Source organism: Limosilactobacillus caccae, from assembly GCF_900156885.1.
GTDB classification, from domain to species: Bacteria; Bacillota; Bacilli; order Lactobacillales; family Lactobacillaceae; genus Limosilactobacillus; species Limosilactobacillus caccae.
The window spans coordinates 1-15,657 of the sequence record NZ_FTOY01000011.1 but is presented as its reverse complement, the minus strand read 5'-3'; the positions used below and the strand labels follow the sequence as shown (position 1 = coordinate 15,657).

The 15,657-nt window shown below is 43.8% G+C and carries 17 protein-coding genes, 2 tRNA genes, 2 rRNA genes and 1 pseudogene; 2 read left to right on the top strand and 20 right to left on the bottom strand.

Annotated features, from left to right (window positions below):
* Positions 1 to 206 precede the first annotated feature (206 nt).
* The 7 genes from CZ502_RS06110 to CZ502_RS06080 all read right to left on the bottom strand — a co-directional run bounded on the left by CZ502_RS06110 (position 207) and on the right by CZ502_RS06080 (position 5,244).
* Positions 207 to 500, bottom strand: a complete 294-nt coding sequence (locus tag CZ502_RS06110) for a type II toxin-antitoxin system RelE/ParE family toxin (RefSeq protein ID WP_076460632.1) — start codon at positions 498 to 500, stop codon at positions 207 to 209.
* Between the two features lie 11 nt (positions 501 to 511).
* The gene (locus CZ502_RS06105) at positions 512 to 763 is read right to left on the bottom strand and encodes a type II toxin-antitoxin system RelB/DinJ family antitoxin (RefSeq protein ID WP_076460630.1); all 252 of its coding nucleotides are present in this window, start codon (positions 761 to 763) and stop codon (positions 512 to 514) included.
* Positions 764 to 1,070: 307 nt separating this feature from the next.
* Entirely contained in the window at positions 1,071 to 2,000 is a 930-nt protein-coding gene (locus CZ502_RS06100; protein WP_234982452.1) for an alpha/beta hydrolase, read from the bottom strand.
* A 44-nt stretch (positions 2,001 to 2,044) separates the two neighbouring features.
* The gene (locus CZ502_RS06095; RefSeq protein ID WP_159434556.1) at positions 2,045 to 2,380 is read right to left on the bottom strand and encodes a hypothetical protein; all 336 of its coding nucleotides are present in this window, start codon (positions 2,378 to 2,380) and stop codon (positions 2,045 to 2,047) included.
* Between the two features lie 11 nt (positions 2,381 to 2,391).
* A complete protein-coding gene (locus CZ502_RS06090; protein ID WP_076460625.1) occupies positions 2,392 to 3,213 on the bottom strand; it encodes an MFS transporter in 822 nt (273 codons plus the stop codon).
* Positions 3,214 to 3,336: 123 nt separating this feature from the next.
* A complete protein-coding gene (locus CZ502_RS06085) occupies positions 3,337 to 4,188 on the bottom strand; it encodes an AraC family transcriptional regulator (protein ID WP_076460622.1) in 852 nt (283 codons plus the stop codon).
* 69 nt (positions 4,189 to 4,257) lie between these two features.
* The gene (locus CZ502_RS06080; RefSeq protein WP_076460619.1) at positions 4,258 to 5,244 is read right to left on the bottom strand and encodes an NAD(P)H-dependent flavin oxidoreductase; all 987 of its coding nucleotides are present in this window, start codon (positions 5,242 to 5,244) and stop codon (positions 4,258 to 4,260) included.
* Between the two features lie 123 nt (positions 5,245 to 5,367).
* Here CZ502_RS06080 and CZ502_RS06075 point away from each other — a divergent pair, with 123 nt between their 5' ends.
* The gene (locus tag CZ502_RS06075) at positions 5,368 to 6,273 is read left to right on the top strand and encodes a LysR family transcriptional regulator (protein WP_076460616.1); all 906 of its coding nucleotides are present in this window, start codon (positions 5,368 to 5,370) and stop codon (positions 6,271 to 6,273) included.
* Positions 6,274 to 6,354: 81 nt separating this feature from the next.
* On the opposite strand, the gene CZ502_RS10935 is transcribed toward CZ502_RS06075, so the two are convergent.
* The 8 genes and pseudogenes from CZ502_RS10935 to CZ502_RS06040 all read right to left on the bottom strand — a co-directional run bounded on the left by CZ502_RS10935 (position 6,355) and on the right by CZ502_RS06040 (position 11,003).
* On the bottom strand, positions 6,355 to 6,489 hold the full coding sequence (locus CZ502_RS10935; RefSeq protein WP_255372235.1) for a hypothetical protein: 135 nt from the start codon (positions 6,487 to 6,489) through the stop codon (positions 6,355 to 6,357).
* 10 nt (positions 6,490 to 6,499) lie between these two features.
* A complete protein-coding gene (locus tag CZ502_RS06070; protein ID WP_076460613.1) occupies positions 6,500 to 7,147 on the bottom strand; it encodes a DsbA family oxidoreductase in 648 nt (215 codons plus the stop codon).
* On the bottom strand, positions 7,137 to 8,102 hold the full coding sequence (gene trxB, locus CZ502_RS06065; RefSeq protein WP_076460611.1) for a thioredoxin-disulfide reductase: 966 nt from the start codon (positions 8,100 to 8,102) through the stop codon (positions 7,137 to 7,139). Before trxB ends, CZ502_RS06070 begins: the two co-directional genes overlap by 11 nt.
* Before the next feature lie 10 nt (positions 8,103 to 8,112).
* On the bottom strand, positions 8,113 to 8,436 hold the full coding sequence (locus tag CZ502_RS06060) for a thioredoxin family protein (RefSeq protein ID WP_076460609.1): 324 nt from the start codon (positions 8,434 to 8,436) through the stop codon (positions 8,113 to 8,115).
* A 12-nt stretch (positions 8,437 to 8,448) separates the two neighbouring features.
* Positions 8,449 to 8,763: a thioredoxin gene (trxA, locus tag CZ502_RS06055; protein ID WP_076460607.1), complete on the bottom strand. Its 315-nt coding sequence runs from the start codon at positions 8,761 to 8,763 to the stop codon at positions 8,449 to 8,451.
* A 14-nt stretch (positions 8,764 to 8,777) separates the two neighbouring features.
* Positions 8,778 to 9,065, bottom strand: coding sequence for a thioredoxin family protein (locus CZ502_RS06050; protein WP_076460605.1), 288 nt, complete (start codon positions 9,063 to 9,065; stop codon positions 8,778 to 8,780).
* Positions 9,066 to 9,192: 127 nt separating this feature from the next.
* Complete coding sequence (locus CZ502_RS06045) at positions 9,193 to 9,837, bottom strand: ArsR/SmtB family transcription factor (RefSeq protein ID WP_076460603.1); 645 nt, start codon at positions 9,835 to 9,837, stop codon at positions 9,193 to 9,195.
* Between the two features lie 77 nt (positions 9,838 to 9,914).
* Positions 9,915 to 11,003 (bottom strand): annotated as a pseudogene (locus CZ502_RS06040) (DUF389 domain-containing protein).
* A gap of 388 nt (positions 11,004 to 11,391) precedes the next feature.
* On the opposite strand from CZ502_RS06040, the gene CZ502_RS06035 reads away from it, so the two are divergent.
* Positions 11,392 to 11,667 (top strand): hypothetical protein, encoded by a 276-nt coding sequence (locus tag CZ502_RS06035; RefSeq protein ID WP_076460601.1) that lies wholly within the window; start codon positions 11,392 to 11,394, stop codon positions 11,665 to 11,667.
* Positions 11,668 to 11,995: 328 nt separating this feature from the next.
* Here CZ502_RS06035 and CZ502_RS10930 read toward each other — a convergent pair whose 3' ends face one another.
* The 5 genes from CZ502_RS10930 to CZ502_RS06015 form a co-directional block, all read right to left on the bottom strand.
* Positions 11,996 to 12,118 carry a hypothetical protein gene (locus CZ502_RS10930; RefSeq protein ID WP_255372234.1) on the bottom strand — a complete coding sequence of 41 codons (123 nt, stop codon included), beginning with the start codon at positions 12,116 to 12,118 and terminating at the stop codon, positions 11,996 to 11,998.
* Positions 12,119 to 12,204: 86 nt separating this feature from the next.
* A tRNA-Thr gene (locus tag CZ502_RS06030) sits at positions 12,205 to 12,277 on the bottom strand.
* 50 nt (positions 12,278 to 12,327) lie between these two features.
* Positions 12,328 to 12,400, bottom strand: a tRNA-Asn gene (locus CZ502_RS06025).
* Between the two features lie 5 nt (positions 12,401 to 12,405).
* A 5S ribosomal RNA gene (gene rrf, locus CZ502_RS06020) occupies positions 12,406 to 12,522 on the bottom strand.
* An 81-nt stretch (positions 12,523 to 12,603) separates the two neighbouring features.
* Positions 12,604 to 15,525: ribosomal RNA gene (locus tag CZ502_RS06015) — 23S ribosomal RNA — on the bottom strand.
* Positions 15,526 to 15,657 lie beyond the last annotated feature (132 nt).

The following is a 15,657-nucleotide window of genomic DNA, read 5'->3' as shown; positions in this document are numbered from 1 at the left end:
ATTACCCAAGAGGCACAGATAAACCGAACGACTTTTTATTATGAGTCCGTTTGAATTACTGGGATTAAAAAATAATAATTAAATTTGCGTTTTATTATTTTCAAATAACTAGTCTCTTTATCGTGCATAGTGCATACATTAAGCATTCCGGCGTTCCTGTAAAGCTATAAAAAAAGGCTTGCTGCTTCAAACAGTGACAAGCCTTTTTATCTAAATATTTGATCGTGACTACCCGTGTCAATTAAATCTAAAATTGTTAGCTGCTCATTATGAATAACATAAACTAATAACCAGTTATCGTTGTACTGACGGTCAACGTGTACTTCACTCAATCCGTGATACTTGCCCTTAAGTTGGTGGAGTTTGTGCTTTTGGCGTAGCGTATCAAGATCATTATTTACGATTAACTCAATTACATTTTTAAGCTTATCCATATCATAATGTTTTCGCTTTAATTTCTTGTAAGACCGCTTAAATTCAGAGGTTCGATTAATAATCAATCTAAGTCCCCCTAATTATTTAAGTCGTCAAATAAATCATCAACAGAATTAAATGACTTATAATCACCAGCTTTTAACTCTTTTAGTGAACGATCAATGCTAGATGAACGATTAGACAATTCAAAAGGAATCCCGTTAGTTTTAATTACTTGTTTCAAATAAACTTTGATACCAGTTGAAAAATCCATTCCCAGATCATCAAATACTTTTTTTGCGTCATCCCTAGTCTTTTCATCTAACCGCAAGCTATACGTTTTTGTCATCCTATCACCTCATCATTATTTTACCGCTCTTCGATATATATTATACATACGTTAGCAATATAAACGCAATCAAAAGAATTGCAATTGATGATATTATCAAGCGTTTGAGTTTAGATTTAACACGGAGAACATAACAAAATATACCATTTTCATTAGTTCGTAGTTAATAAGACTGGAGGTGATCGTTATGGATAATCAAGAAATGGATTAAATGCTAAAGAAAGGCGCTGATGAATACAATAATGCCCTTGATAATGTATTACAGTGATTAAAGGCTACTCCTTGCTTGCTGCTTTTTCTTATGGCTTTACTTCAGGTATTCCCGAATAAAAGCTACTTCATCATCAATTGCCTGCATTGCTACTTCATTGTGACAAGGGTCCATAATAAAGTCATGGTCTTGTGGCTCATCTGGTGTTCCGTATACCCGATGAACTGCCTTAATGCCTTTTGCCATTAAATAGCCATATAACTGACTATCAAGGTCCCGCAGCATATCAATTGAACCACTTTGAATGAATAGTGGTGGTAAGGCAGTTGTCATATACTTTTCCACTTCAAGCTGTTCCTTACAAGAAGCAACCTTTTCAGGAGTAAAGTAAGCACTCGATACTGGATCAATCATCCCCGGCGTTAGTACAAAGCATGAACCTGAGTTTAAAATTCCTGCCCGAATATTAAACTTTGGAACCGTAATATCACCATTAAATAACTGCCGATATTTTGGATTAGTATATGCTACCAGAAGCTGGGCCGTAATCTGTGCACCTGCACTATCACCAGTCAAAATAACGTTATTAAGATCTAAGTCATACTTTTCGGCGTTAGCAGCAACCCAGTGCATAACCTTGTTTGCTTCAAGCGTTTGCTCAGGATAAGTTGCCGTTGGTGCCAAGTGATAGTTAAAGTTAACAAAGGCAAAGCCCTTTTGCGCTAAGGTCATTCCAAAGTACTGGTAAGTTTCCTTCGTCCCGTAACACCAGTCGCCACCATGGCTGCTGATAATTGTTGGTAATTTTCCCGTATAGTTGGTTGGGGTATAAATATCAAGTAAATTCCATTTTGGATCAGGACCATAGGAAAGGTCGTCATGCCGGGTAACACCTTTTAAGACATGTGGTAGACCCGCGTCACGTTTATCATCACCTGCTTTGAACATTTGACGGGCAGCCTCAGTAATAGCTGCAGTATCACCCGCATTAAGAACATTATCAGGATAGCTAACAATCATTTTCATTTTTTCTCCACTTCTTTCTCAAAAACACTGGTAACTTAACCGCCCTAGTTTTGCTGGCCCATCTTAAGAATCCGGACAAATACCCAGTAGAGGATAAGGGCGACGATAAAGAGGCCACTAGCAATCGCAAAGCTTGCTTGGGCACTATAATTACCAATCCAACTACCGATAACACGATTAACTGCCGGGTTAGCAAATACTCCTAAATTTATGCCAACGAGGATGAGCGACGAAGTCAAAGTTTGCGACGCAGCATCACTGTATGCCGCTGCTTCATTCATCGTTGCTGCTTGTAGCCAACTCAAGATTGCCGCAACAATGGCATATAAAATTCCAGTCAAAATTAACTGCCGTGAGCTACCGATTCCTACAAATAGCACAATAAATGCTATCAATACACAAGGAATAATCTTCTTTCCAATAACCTTATCGACTTTGCCAAAGAAGAGGCCGGAGATAAAGCCGAGGAGCGTGCCAATTGCAAGAACATAACTAGCCTGACTCGCTGACTCCCGTAACCCTTTTTAATAATTAATGTTGCTAACTTGTAGCTTGATGTAAGGTAAGCAGCATAGACAAAGAAGGAAAAGATTGCGTAAAAAATTGCTGCAAGTGAAAAATGCATTGATTGTGATTGCTGTTGTGTTGCAGACCGGTCTGGGATAAATAAACCAAATAAAATCAATGGCAGAAGGGAGATCGCGTATACCCAATAGGTAATATGCCATCCTTCAACTAATAACAGTCCAACAATAAATTCCAAAATTGAGGTTCCAATCTGCCCAGTAGCAGCTTGAAAGCCGAGCATCGTTGCCCGTTCGCTACCTTCATAAAAGATCGAGATTAAACTATAAGCAAGTGAATTAAACATTCCAATTCCACAACCAAGAATGAACCGGGAAATAAGAATAACCGTAAAATTATTCGTAAAAACCGGCGTTATTCCGGCTAAAAGGGTAATAACTACCCCTAGCATTACCGTCTTTTTCTCGCCAAGAACTTTTACAATCCACGGTGAAAGAAAAACAAATATTAATAGTCCCAAATTAGGAATTGATGAGACCGTTTCAACACTTGTCAATGAAACGCCCTTTAAGCTCCGAGCCATCGCTGGAATAGTTGCAGCGACTGCTGGTGCGCTAGCGGTCAGCAATGAAATTGATAAAAGTGATGTTTTAAACAGCCAACTTTTCTTACTAAGCGTCGTTGCCATTTGAATAATACCTCCTAGGATGATTTGTAAGCGGTTCCTCGCTTCACTAATTATCCTAGCACCCGTGAAAGCGCTACAAACGACAAAAAGCGACCTTTAACCCGCAAAAAACGACCTCACTCTTCATTGCTCGCGCGCAATCTGAAAAGCAGTCTTCTGGTAATTCACTTTCAATGCGCGGTCCATTGAACGTAGACTATTAAAGCCACAGTCATGAGCAATTATATATAATGGCGCATCACGTTGCTGCAGTTCATAATAAGCCTGCCTTGCTCGTTGACAAATTAAATAGTGATGGATGGTCATCCCGGTTTCCTGCTTAAACCGTCGTGATAAGTAATCCTTGGAATAATTTAACTGTGCCGCTAACTCAGTTAACGAAAGCGGCTCCTTCAAGTGTTCTTCGATAAAGTCAACAATTTCAACTACCAATTTGTTATTACGGTGAAGCTGTTTTTCTGAACTTGCCGCAATAGTAAAACCATTAATTAAGATATACAGTGCCTGGTAGGCGAGTGCTGTGATTAAAATATTATCAACACTCTTTAACGGTGTGGCAGTTAGTTCAAACATTTTTTGCAAAATTGGTTGCAATTGCTTATAAGCTTGTTTCTGATGTTTCTTCCATTGTTGCCGGTCATTAGTAATAAATTGGCGTTGTTGAATTTGCGGGTATAATTCGGCAATCATCTTATGTGGAAACTGTAATGAGATCGACTCATGAAACATTGGTGGAGTATCTACAGCATGAACTGCTTCAGATGGGACTACTAGCATTTGCCCCTCCGCAACCGTGTACTGTTGCTGGTCAATCATAAAACCAGTTACTAATCCGCGATAAACATACAAAATTTCAATTGCTTCATGCCAATGCGGTGCAACATATTCCGCGTGATCATTATGAAAGTTTTGATACCAGAATGGCAAATTAGCCCGTGGCAGTACATATTCATGATTAGCATGATGTCTTGCCATTAACTTTTTCCTCCTTAAATAAAAGACGATGCCGCAGCTTTTGCTACTCACATCGTCAGTTTCTCGCAGCTATTTCGTTGGAATTCCCTTCGCAAGGCGGTCAACTACCGTCTTAACCGGTTCAATCTTTTTAATAAATGACATCCCCATCCCAAATGAAGCATAGCCATTATCTAGATCGCCTTCGACCATCCCTCGTTGCATTCCCTTGTAATGGTCTGCCGCACGCCATACTTCCTCGTTACTCTTTCCTTCTTCACTCATCTTGACAAGTTTAGCAGGTAACGTCCCGGGAATTGAACGGTAGTACTTTGATTCTGCCTTAAACATCACTTCATCTTCAGCATCTAATTTAACAAGTTGTTCCTTAATATTTTCGGCCATTGGCGCTTCATCAGTTGCCAAAAAGGCAGTTCCGGCAAAGATTCCTTCTGCTCCCAGGTCAAATGCAGCCCGGACACCACGTTCATCCGCAATACCACCGGCAGCCATTACTGGAACTTGTCCATCAACAACGTCAACAATGTAAGGCACAATTGAAAATGTCCCAATTACATTAGAAGGAACTGTTCCCCCTTCATCAAAACCCGTTGCAACGATTACGTCAACGCCATGGTCAACTGCATCTTTTACAACCGCTTTGGTCGGCGTGGCTGGACGATAGACGATCTTGATCCCCTTTTCTTTTAAGAGATCAAACCATTTTGGGATATAGTGGTTAGCATAAACGACCGCAACCGGTACATTCTCTTCCACCATCAAATCAATCATCGGCTGCGCATGACGATCCTTACTAGGGTCATCGTCAAACATTAAGCTTAACCCAAAAGGCTTATCCGTAAGCTTCTTCGTCGCAACAATTTCTTTTCGCATGTTGTCAACGGTGATTGCAGTATTTCCCGTTGGCTTATACTGCCCTGCAGCAGCGCCAAGGACTCCTAATCCACCAGCATTTGAAACCGCTGCAACTAACTTTGCATTAGTTAGCCAAAATAACGGTCCTTGAATAATTGGCTTTTCAATCCCTAAAATTTTTGTAATCCGATTGACCATCATCGATTCCTCCATATAATAGAATTAGCATAGTTTATTTCAGCATCTTTATTATCATCCCAATTTACCGCATTGTGAAATACTTAATAAATCATTGATTATAACTAATTAGTTATGGAGAAAAATATGAATAATTTAAACCGGCAAATTCAAATTCTTGAAAACATCACGACCAGTAATACCATCACGGACCTGGCGCAATCGCTTTTTCTAAGCCAGCCATACATAAGTCGCCTCATCAAACAAATGGAAGATAAGTACCAAGTTACGCTTATTGAGCGAAACAAGCAGCCACTTAAATTAACTCTCGCCGGGAGAACGGTTCTTAATGATCTTCGGCAAATTCAGCAAGCACAGGTCCAAATGCAACGAAATATTGCCCAGTTAAAAAAGCAGGAAAGTCAAACGGTCACGATTAGCTTAATCTCCCTCCTTGGTCATGAGCGAATTATTGCTATTTCTGACCAGCTAATCAAGCACTTTCCAACCGTCAAATTTAATATCATTGTTGATGGGCAACGGCCCACCGAAGGCGACCTTCTCGATAAAAACATTGACATTTTGGTTGGCCCCAAGTGGAATAATCCGTTAATCAATATTAGCCCCCTGCCCCTACAAGAACTTGCCCTCTTAATTCCTGCTAGCTGTCCACTTTATCGTCCAGGAAGACTATACTGTCCCTTTTCAGAAAATAATCTAGCAACCTTAAACGGCTCTACCTATGTTGAAGCAAATGACAGTTCCTTCATCCAGGTTCTGGTCAATAATTTTCTTGCCACAAATAAAATTCAGATTAAACAGCTGGCAACAGTGTCGTCAATTCAGCTTGCAACCGAAATCGCAATTTCGCAGCACGCAACTACGATTACCACTACCGCAATTGCTAACCAGGTTCTTCATGATCGCCATGATTACAACTTAATGGTGTTTCCCAAGGATACACTAAATCTTCACATTGCGATTTCCTCGCTTACGCATGGACCAACTAAGATTAGTGAGATTCACCACTACCTCAAAAAAATACTCCAGTAGTCGTCGACTAGTCATGACAAACTAAGTTAAATAAAAATGGATTTAGGTGAAAACGCCAGTGCTTCACCTAAATCCATTTTTTTATTTATCCACTTGCTTCTCTTTTTCCTTTTGCCGGTGGTCTGCAATCTTGCAGCCATCCGGCCCACAAACACCAGCCGCATCATTGTTAGTTAATGCGGTTAGTGGTTGCAACTTTTTTTCATCGTCAGCCATTGATAATCTCCTATTGTTCTTCTTCTTGAATTTGCTTCAACGCCTGCACAAAGGTCTCGTATGGTTGCGCGCCACTGATCGCATACTTATTGTTAATCACAAAGAATGGCGCCCCGTGAATCCCTAGTTGCTGGGCTTCGGTTTCATCATTGACTACTTCTTGCCGGTACTTGTCAGAATTTAAAACTGCTTCAACCTCATCCTTAGCCAGACCAGCTTCAACCGCTGCCGCTAGTAACACATCGTGGTCCGCAATCGACTTTCCATCGTTAAAGTATACCTTGTAAAAGCGACTAATAACCCGTTCGGTTAAGGCGGGATCATTCTTCCTTTCCGCCAGCTTGATTAAGCGGTGGGCATCGACCGTGTTCGTTGGAATAACGCGATTAATATCCATCGGCAAGTCATCGTCATGGGCCATCTTTTCAATGGCTTCCATCTGCTTCTTTGCCTGTGGTTCGCGCGCCTGATCACCATGGGTAAAGTGGTTAAGGTAGCTTTCATCAGTTTCTTTTGGTGTCGTCGGATCAAGCTCAAACGACTTAAATTCTAGTGGCGTTTGCTCGTAAATGCCGACTTCTTTCATCGCCCGTTTCATCCGGTTCGACCCGATATAGCAAAATGGGCAGGCGATATCTGACCAATACTTAATTTCCATTAGTGACCTCCGATTGTGTTGCGAGAGCTTGGTGTTTTAGTGATTCAACGTATTCAAAGGCATTTTGCCCAGCAATTCCGCCATCACCAACCGCGGTTGTAATTTGCCGTAACTTCTTTTGGCGGACATCCCCGATCGCAAAGATCCCCGGAATGCTCGTTTCCATCTCATCATTCGTAACAATCCAACCGGCCTTATCGGTGATCTTCAAGTTCTTAAACATCTGGCTATTTGGAATATTACCAACGTAAACAAAGACCCCATCGGTATCGACAATCTGATCTTCCCCGGTCTTGTTGTTGTGGACCTTCACGCCGGTTACGTGCGTATCATCGCCGACAATCGCGGTTACCCTGGTGTCCCAGGTAAAGTCCATCTTATCATTATCAAATGCGCGGTCTTGTAAAACTTTCTGGGCACGCAATTGGTCCCGGTGGTGAATCACGTTGACCTCATCAGTCACGTTTGCGAGGTACAGTCCTTCTGAAATGGCCGAATCACCGCCGCCGACAACCGTGACGTCCTTATTCTTGAAAAATGCCCCGTCGCAAACGGCACAATAGGAAACACCCTTGCCAGAAAATTCTTCTTCACCAGGAACCCCCAGCTTACGGTTAGTTGACCCGGTTGCGATAATCACTGCGGGCGCCACCAACTCGTCACTGTCAGTTTTTACCGTCTTTAGCTGGTCGTCACCAACGGTCACCTGTTGGACATCGCCATAGACAAATTCAACCCCGGCGTTGACCGCACTTTGATACATCTTCTCCCCTAGTTCAGGACCCTTAATCGAAGTGAATCCCGGATAGTTTTCGACATCATCAGTATTATTCATTTGTCCGCCGTACACCCCGCGATCAAGCATCGCAACGTTAAGGTTAGCCCGGGCAGCGTACATCGCCGCCGTCATTCCCCCGGGGCCGGCACCAATTACAATTACATCGTACTTCTTCATTTTGTTCTCCTTAGTTATCCGCTGCTGTAAGAAAGTTTTCAACTTCTTCCTTGGTCTTGCGGTCCTTATTTACAAAACGGTCAACCTCTTTCCCATCCTGGTAAACAATGAAGCTCGGAATCCCGAAAACATTTAACTCCTGGGCAAGGTCGATATTCTCATCACGGTCAACACTAATAAAGTGGTAGTCCGCAAAGTCCTTTTCAATTTCCGGTAAGTGGGGCTTGATAAAACTGCAATCTGGGCACCAAGTTGCCATAAATGTCAGCACATACTTACCATTACTGAGCTTTTCTTCTAATTCTTGCTTATTCATTACTGCTAATTTTTCCATTATGACACCCCGTTAATTCGTGTACTGAGCGAGGACGGCCTTTAACTGGTCCTTGCTGTGCAGGCCGACTAGCTTATCGACGACCTTGCCATCCTTCTTAACGATCAAGGTCGGGATGGACATGATCCCAAATGACATTGGGGTTGCTTGGTTTTCGTCAACATCCATCTTCGTAAACTTGACCTGGTCGCCCATTTCTTTATCAAGTTCTTCGACAATTGGGCCTTGCATCCGACATGGTGGACACCAAGTTGCCCAAAAGTCAGTCAGGGTTACCCCGGTCGCCGTTTCTTTTGCAAAATCCTTATCCGTTAAATTCTTAATCATCGTCATCGCTCCTCTTATCTGTAATAGCTAATTATTGTCGTTAGTTGCTGTTCATCAACAAAGCGGGAAACCTCTTCAACAACTTCCCCATTTTTTAGTAAAACTAGGCTCGGTGCTGAATAGATCCCATACTTTTCCGTTAACGTGGGATTCTGATCCGCATTAACAAGGTGAACATCTAGGTCAGCCGCAAATTTTTGCTGAATATTCTTTACCACTGGTCGCTCCGTATAGCACTGGGCGCACCAGTTGTTTTCAAACGCAATTAAAGTTAAGGGCTTAATTGTCGTTTTCGTTACCATTGGAAAATCCCCTTTAACTATTCAACTAATTTATTGAATAGTTAAATATTACCACATACTTTTTGTAAGTCAATAAAAAAGTTTAAAAGAAAAATGACCTAACCGTTTGTCGTTAAGTCATTTTTTCCTATTCACTTACTCGTTGCCAATCATAGTAACTACAATTTAAACTTTTTGCATGAAAACCATTTTGATTTAGGATTTGCGTTGCAATATTGGAATTAGCACACAGTCTTCCCCGACAGTAAACAATGATTTGCTGATCCCTTGGGAGGGTCGTCATTTTCTCTTCCAGCGTATCCAACGGAATGTTTACTGCCGCTTGGATATGTCCCGCCGCGTATTCATCAGCCGGCCGCACGTCCAGAACAACACTATCTTCACACTCTTTTTGGGCCTCCTCAAGGGAGATTATTTTGACGTTTTCCCGTGAGTCAGCCTGCTCCTGAATGACTTTCATCTCCGAAAGTTCATTTTCACCAATCGCGATTAATAGGTGAACGAGCTCCGTGATTTGTGGAGAACTGACACGGTAAATGATGTGGTTACCGTCCCGGGCAGTCTTGACCAGGTGGCTATCCTTTAATACTTGCAAGTGCCGGGAGGTGTTCGCAACACTAATTCCTGCCGCCTTAGCAATCTCGTCAACAGTTTTCGGCGCCTGGGTGAGGAGGTCAAGGATTTCTAACCGCCGATCGCTACTAAGCCCCTTTCCGACGCGCGATAGCTCTTTGTATAGTTGGTCCTTATATTCTTTTGCCTGTTCAAACATGATCTTATCCTCTTCAATTATTTTATTGAATAGTTTAACAGGATTTAACGTGATAAGCGAGGATTTAGGTCAGCGGCCTAGTCATCTTTTTGGACAAATTCCACCTTATGAATTTCTGGGTAACGGTCCATGATCTTCTTTTCAATCTTCGTCTTTTCATCTTTTTCTAGCTTGCTCTTCAGCTCAATGAGGACGACTTGTTTTTGCTTATCCTGGTCATTCACCGCCATTACCGAGGCAATCTCCGGTGACAGCTTTTTAATTTGCTGGTTACGCTTCTCCTGTTTTGCCAACTCTTTTTCTTGCTTTTCCGCAAGCTTTTGTTGTTGCTGGTTGACAATGTTCGTTACCCGGTTGTTGAGCTGCTTTTCACTGACGGTATCAATCGATGCAATATGGATAATATTTAGCGAATAACCTTTTAAGTGATATGACGGCAATTGCTGTTTTAGTTCCTTTAGGCGACTTGTCGTAAGCTGGGAACCGGTCACCGTTAAGTTGATGGTGTGTTTTTCCATATCGACCTGCTGCTTAATGATTTCCGTTGTAGTCAACTTATCAGCAATGAAGTGTTGGACGTTTGCCTCCACAACTGATTTGTTTACCAATTGCTTGGCCGACCAAAAACTGGGGATGATTAAGATTACCAGGGCAATCAATACCAGTACTTTGCGAAAAGTTAATTGCCGCAAATCAGTCTTCAACGACCCGTTGTCATGAAGGAGTTTCATCATCTTAACCCCGAGAAAGGACGTCAAAATGATGAAAACCGCATTAATCACAAAGAGGTATCCAGCCCCAAGAAAGTATTGGAGATTATGCGCGGCGACTGCGTAACCCACGGTACACAACGGTGGCATCAGTGCCGTCGCAATTGCCACCCCCGCGACAACATTGGTTGCTCCTGACTTCCGGGCACCGATAATACCTGCAACTCCACCAAAGAAGGCCACCAAAACGTCCCAGATTGTCGGGCTGGTCCGGGCAATAATCTCTTGACTGGCATAGCTCAGCGGCTAAAAGGCAAAATACAGGGTCGAAGTGATGATACTGATCCCCGCTTCCACAATTAACGCGCCGATTCCACGCTTAAATAACTTTGATTGATACAACGCCACGCCGCTCCCAATGGCTAACAGTGGTCCCATTAATGGCGAAAGGAGCATTGCCCCGATGACGGTGGCGGTTGAATTTAAGTTTAAGCCAATGCAGGCAATAAAAATTGCACAAACAAGGATGATTAAATTTTCCCAGGTTAGTTGACTATCCTTATTAATTTGACTAATCAATTCTGACGGCAAGTAGTTTTTTCTTTTCAATTTGCTATTCCTCTGAACAAAATTCTCGCGGGCGGCTACTCCATCATGTTTAATGGGAAACTGCGCCAGCTGTTTTACTCAGATTACTAAAGAACAATATTGAAGTCAATTAACCTAAACAAATTCTGCACTAGCGTTGAATCGGCGACTCTTAAGTAGATTTAACCTTATATTACCAGGTCATTGTATAATTAAAGCAGGAGCAGCTAGGCCAAAAAACTAATGAGGTAGCAAAATGAATGATACTGAGAAGCAAAAGCTAATAAATGCCTTAAAAGAGTCAATTACCATCCAAATGGATATCGAGTTTATCTTTGAAGGTAAGCCATACTACTTAGGGCCAATCTATGGCGACGACAAATCCCTTGCCGTTGCGTGGTTACTATCGACTGATAATGGCGAAACCGCAAAGACCATCAATTCAACCGACCCCGATGAAGTTCTTCGCGCAACGCTTACCGATAAGCCATTAATCGATTACCTAAACGACATTGAATTTCTATATTATTAATGCCGGGATAAGATAGCAAAAGCCACCCATAAGATAACTTAGGTACGCTGGCCAGAAGTAGAATTTTTGTCGCAGTTTTATCGCAAACTTTATAAAAAATAGTATTTAGCGCTGCATCTCTACAAATTGAAAAATAAGGATCATGGGCACCCGCATTTGGTGGTTCATGATCCTTTCGTTATTCATGACATTCTGCTTGAACTGTTTTTGCCCATAGTAAGCAAACAGATACTGAGTAATAGTCAGTCTTTCTACAAACAAGGTAGGTACGGCCTAGTTTCTGCCAATTAATGAGCATAACAAATAGCCACTTTGGCAATATCTGTTGCTAAAGTTGATTTGGCTCCTTAAGCTGGGCTTTGACTGTTGGCCAGGCCATAAAAAGATGCTTTTTTAAATTGCTCGGCTTACTTTTGAAAACCGGAGTAATAATTTCATGTTTTTCTGCCATAATAAAGAGTCACCGCTGCTAACTAAATGTAAGTTGCACCGGTGACTATAATAGTCCAAGTATAAAAACTATTTAAAAATAAAAAATGCCAACTAGAGGAGTCGAACCTCCGACCTTCTCTTTACGAGGGAGATGCTCTACCAGCTGAGCTAAGTTGGCATAAAAAGAAAAGATGCTAACTAACCGAGGGCAGTCAACATCTTAAGCAACTCCGGCAGTCAGACTCGAACTGACGACAACCTGATTAACAGTCAGGTGCTCTACCAACTGAGCTATGCCGGAATAACGCGTGGCAACGTCCTATCCTCGCAGGGAGCGATCCCCCAACTACTTTCGGCGTGTTGAAGCTTAACTTCTGTGTTCGGCATGGGAACAGGTGTATCCTTCAAGCCATCATCACCACACTACTTGTCCTCTCGGACGAGAGCTTGTGCTCTCAAAACTAAATAATATCTTCTTCCTAACAATATACCTGACCGCTCTGCTTGGTTAAGTCCTCGACCGATTAGTAATGGTCCGCTCCATGCCTCACAGCACTTCCACTTCCATCCTATCTACCTCATCATCTCTGAGGGGTCTTACTTCCATAAAGGAATGGGAAATCTCATCTTGAGGCGAGTTTCACACTTAGATGCTTTCAGCGTTTATCTCATCCATACATAGCTACCCAGCGATGCTCCTGGCGGAACAACTGGTACACCAGCGGTATGTCCATCCCGGTCCTCTCGTACTAAGGACAGGTCCTCGCAAATTTCCTACGCCCGCGACGGATAGGGACCGAACTGTCTCACGACGTTCTGAACCCAGCTCGCGTACCGCTTTAATGGGCGAACAGCCCAACCCTTGGGACCGACTACAGCCCCAGGATGCGATGAGCCGACATCGAGGTGCCAAACCTCCCCGTCGATGTGGACTCTTGGGGGAGATAAGCCTGTTATCCCCAGGGTAGCTTTTATCCGTTGAGCGATGGCCCTTCCATACGGAACCACCGGATCACTAAGCCCGACTTTCGTCCCTGCTCGACCTGTCTGTCTCGCAGTCAAGCTCGCTTGTGCCTTTACACTCTGCGCATGATTTCCAACCATACTGAGCGAACCTTTGGGCGCCTCCGTTACCTTTTGGGAGGCGACCGCCCCAGTCAAACTGCCCACCTGACACTGTCTCCCAGCACGCTTAGTGCTGCGGGTTAGAGTGGTCATAATGCAAGGGTAGTATCCCACCAACGCCTCTGTCGAAACTAGCGTTCCGACTTCTATGGCTCCTACCTATCCTGTACAAGCAGTACAAACACTCAATATCAAGCTACAGTAAAGCTCCATGGGGTCTTTCCGTCCTGTCGCGGGTACCCTGCATCTTCACAGGGATTTCAATTTCACCGAGTCTCTCGTTGAGACAGCGCCCAGATCGTTACGCCTTTCGTGCGGGTCGGAACTTACCCGACAAGGAATTTCGCTACCTTAGGACCGTTATAGTTACGGCCGCCGTTTACTGGGGCTTCAATTCTGAGCTTCGCCGAAGCTAACCCATCCTTTTAACCTTCCAGCACCGGGCAGGCGTCAGCCCCTATACTTCATCTTACGATTTTGCAGAAACCTGTGTTTTTGATAAACAGTCGCCTGGGCCTATTCACTGCGGCTGGCCTTGCGGCCAGCACCCCTTCTCCCGAAGTTACGGGGTCATTTTGCCGAGTTCCTTAACGAGAGTTCTCTCGCTCACCTTAGGATTCTCTCCTCGACTACCTGTGTCGGTTTGCGGTACGGGCAGTTAACTACTCCTTAGAAGCTTTTCTCGGCAGTGTGACATCGGCAACTTCGCTACTATAATTTCGCTCCCCATCACAGCTTGTCAACCCGGATGTAAGCATTTCACTCACATCCTGACTTACTGCTTGGCCGTACTCTTCCAATCGTACGGTTTGCTTAGCCTCCTGCGTCCCTCCATCGTCAAACGCAGTTAACTGGTACAGGAATCTCAACCTGTTATCCATCGCCTACGCCTCTCGGCCTCGGCTTAGGTCCCGACTTACCCTGGGAGGACGAGCCTTCCCCAGGAAACCTTAGTCATTCGGTGGACAGGATTCTCACCTGTCTTTCGCTACTCATACCGGCATTCTCACTTCTAAGCGCTCCACCAGTCCTCACGGTCTGACTTCGCCGCCCTTAGAACGCTCTCCTATCACGTGCACGTAGTGCACATCCACAGTTTCGGTAATATGCTTAGCCCCGGTACATTTTCGGCGCAGGATCACTCGACTAGTGAGCTATTACGCACTCTTTAAATGGTGGCTGCTTCTAAGCCAACATCCTAGTTGTCTATGCAACTCCACATCCTTTTCCACTTAGCATATATTTAGGGACCTTAACTGGTGATCTGGGCTGTTCCCCTTTCGACGGTGGATCTTATCACTCATCGTCTGACTCCTGAGTATAAATCAATGGCATTCGGAGTTTATCTGAAGTTGGTAACCCATGACGGGCCCCTTGTCCAAACAGTAGCTCTACCTCCACGATTCTTTACCTCAAGGCTCCCCCTAAAGAGATTTCGGAGAGAACCAGCTATCTCCAAGTTCGTTTGGAATTTCACCGCTACCCACACCTCATCCCAGCCATTTTCAACTGACACGGGTTCGGTCCTCCAGTGCGCTTTACCGCACCTTCAACCTGGACATGGGTAGGTCACCTGGTTTCGGGTCTACAACTACATACTTTATGCGCCCATTTAAGACTCGCTTTCGCTACGGCTCCGGTTTTTCCACCTTAACCTTGCATGCAATCGTAACTCGCCGGTTCATTCTGCAAGAGGCACGCCGTCACCCATTAACGGGCTCCGACAGCTTGTAGGCACATGGTTTCAGGAACTATTTCACTCCCCTTCCGGGGTGCTTTTCACCTTTCCCTCACGGTACTGGTTCACTATCGGTCACTAGGTAGTATTTAGCCTTGCGAGATGGTCCTCGCTGCTTCCGACGGGGTTTCACGTGTCCCGCCGTACTCAGGATCCTGAATAGAGAGTGTGACGTTTCGTCTACGGGGCTCTCACCCTCTTTGGCACAGCTTCCCAACTGTTGCGACTACGTCGCACTTTGGTAACTCTAATGTTCAGTCCTACAACCCCAACAAGCAAGCTCGTTGGTTTGGGCTCTTCCCTTTTCGCTCGCCGCTACTCAGGGAATCGAATTTTCTTTCTCTTCCTGCAGCTACTAAGATGTTTCAGTTCACTGCGTCTTCCCCTTGCTAGCTATAGATTCACTAGTCAAGTAATCAGCGATTAAGCTGATTGGGTTTCCCCATTCGGAAATCTCCGGATCAAAGCGTACTTACCGCTCCCCGAAGCATATCGGTGTTAGTCCCGTCCTTCATCGGCTCCTAGTACCAAGGCATTCACCATGCGCCCTTCATAACTTAACCTAAACGATCTGACGATCGTTTGATTAATTGAGTTAGCGATTATTTCGTTAATAAAACTCAAATAACGCGGTGTTCTCGGTTTATTGTTTTATGAATAAAGAAATTAGATATTATTTAGTTTTCAAAGTACAA

Coding starts and splice junctions, on each gene's coding strand:
- CZ502_RS10930 (WP_255372234.1), bottom strand. CDS start 12,118: ATGGCAGAAAAACATGAAATTATTACTCCGGTTTTCAAAAGTAAGCCG.
- CZ502_RS06105 (WP_076460630.1), bottom strand. CDS start 763: ATGACAAAAACGTATAGCTTGCGGTTAGATGAAAAGACTAGGGATGAC.
- CZ502_RS06045 (WP_076460603.1), bottom strand. CDS start 9,837: ATGTTTGAACAGGCAAAAGAATATAAGGACCAACTATACAAAGAGCTA.
- CZ502_RS06050 (WP_076460605.1), bottom strand. CDS start 9,065: ATGGTAACGAAAACGACAATTAAGCCCTTAACTTTAATTGCGTTTGAA.
- CZ502_RS06085 (WP_076460622.1), bottom strand. CDS start 4,188: ATGGCAAGACATCATGCTAATCATGAATATGTACTGCCACGGGCTAAT.
- CZ502_RS06080 (WP_076460619.1), bottom strand. CDS start 5,244: ATGATGGTCAATCGGATTACAAAAATTTTAGGGATTGAAAAGCCAATT.
- trxB (WP_076460611.1), bottom strand. CDS start 8,102: ATGAAGAAGTACGATGTAATTGTAATTGGTGCCGGCCCCGGGGGAATG.
- CZ502_RS06070 (WP_076460613.1), bottom strand. CDS start 7,147: ATGGAAATTAAGTATTGGTCAGATATCGCCTGCCCATTTTGCTATATC.
- CZ502_RS06100 (WP_234982452.1), bottom strand. CDS start 2,000: ATGAAAATGATTGTTAGCTATCCTGATAATGTTCTTAATGCGGGTGAT.
- CZ502_RS10935 (WP_255372235.1), bottom strand. CDS start 6,489: ATGGCTGACGATGAAAAAAAGTTGCAACCACTAACCGCATTAACTAAC.
- CZ502_RS06090 (WP_076460625.1), bottom strand. CDS start 3,213: ATGGCAACGACGCTTAGTAAGAAAAGTTGGCTGTTTAAAACATCACTT.
- CZ502_RS06060 (WP_076460609.1), bottom strand. CDS start 8,436: ATGGAAAAATTAGCAGTAATGAATAAGCAAGAATTAGAAGAAAAGCTC.
- CZ502_RS06035 (WP_076460601.1), top strand. CDS start 11,392: ATGAATGATACTGAGAAGCAAAAGCTAATAAATGCCTTAAAAGAGTCA.
- CZ502_RS06075 (WP_076460616.1), top strand. CDS start 5,368: ATGAATAATTTAAACCGGCAAATTCAAATTCTTGAAAACATCACGACC.
- trxA (WP_076460607.1), bottom strand. CDS start 8,763: ATGATTAAGAATTTAACGGATAAGGATTTTGCAAAAGAAACGGCGACC.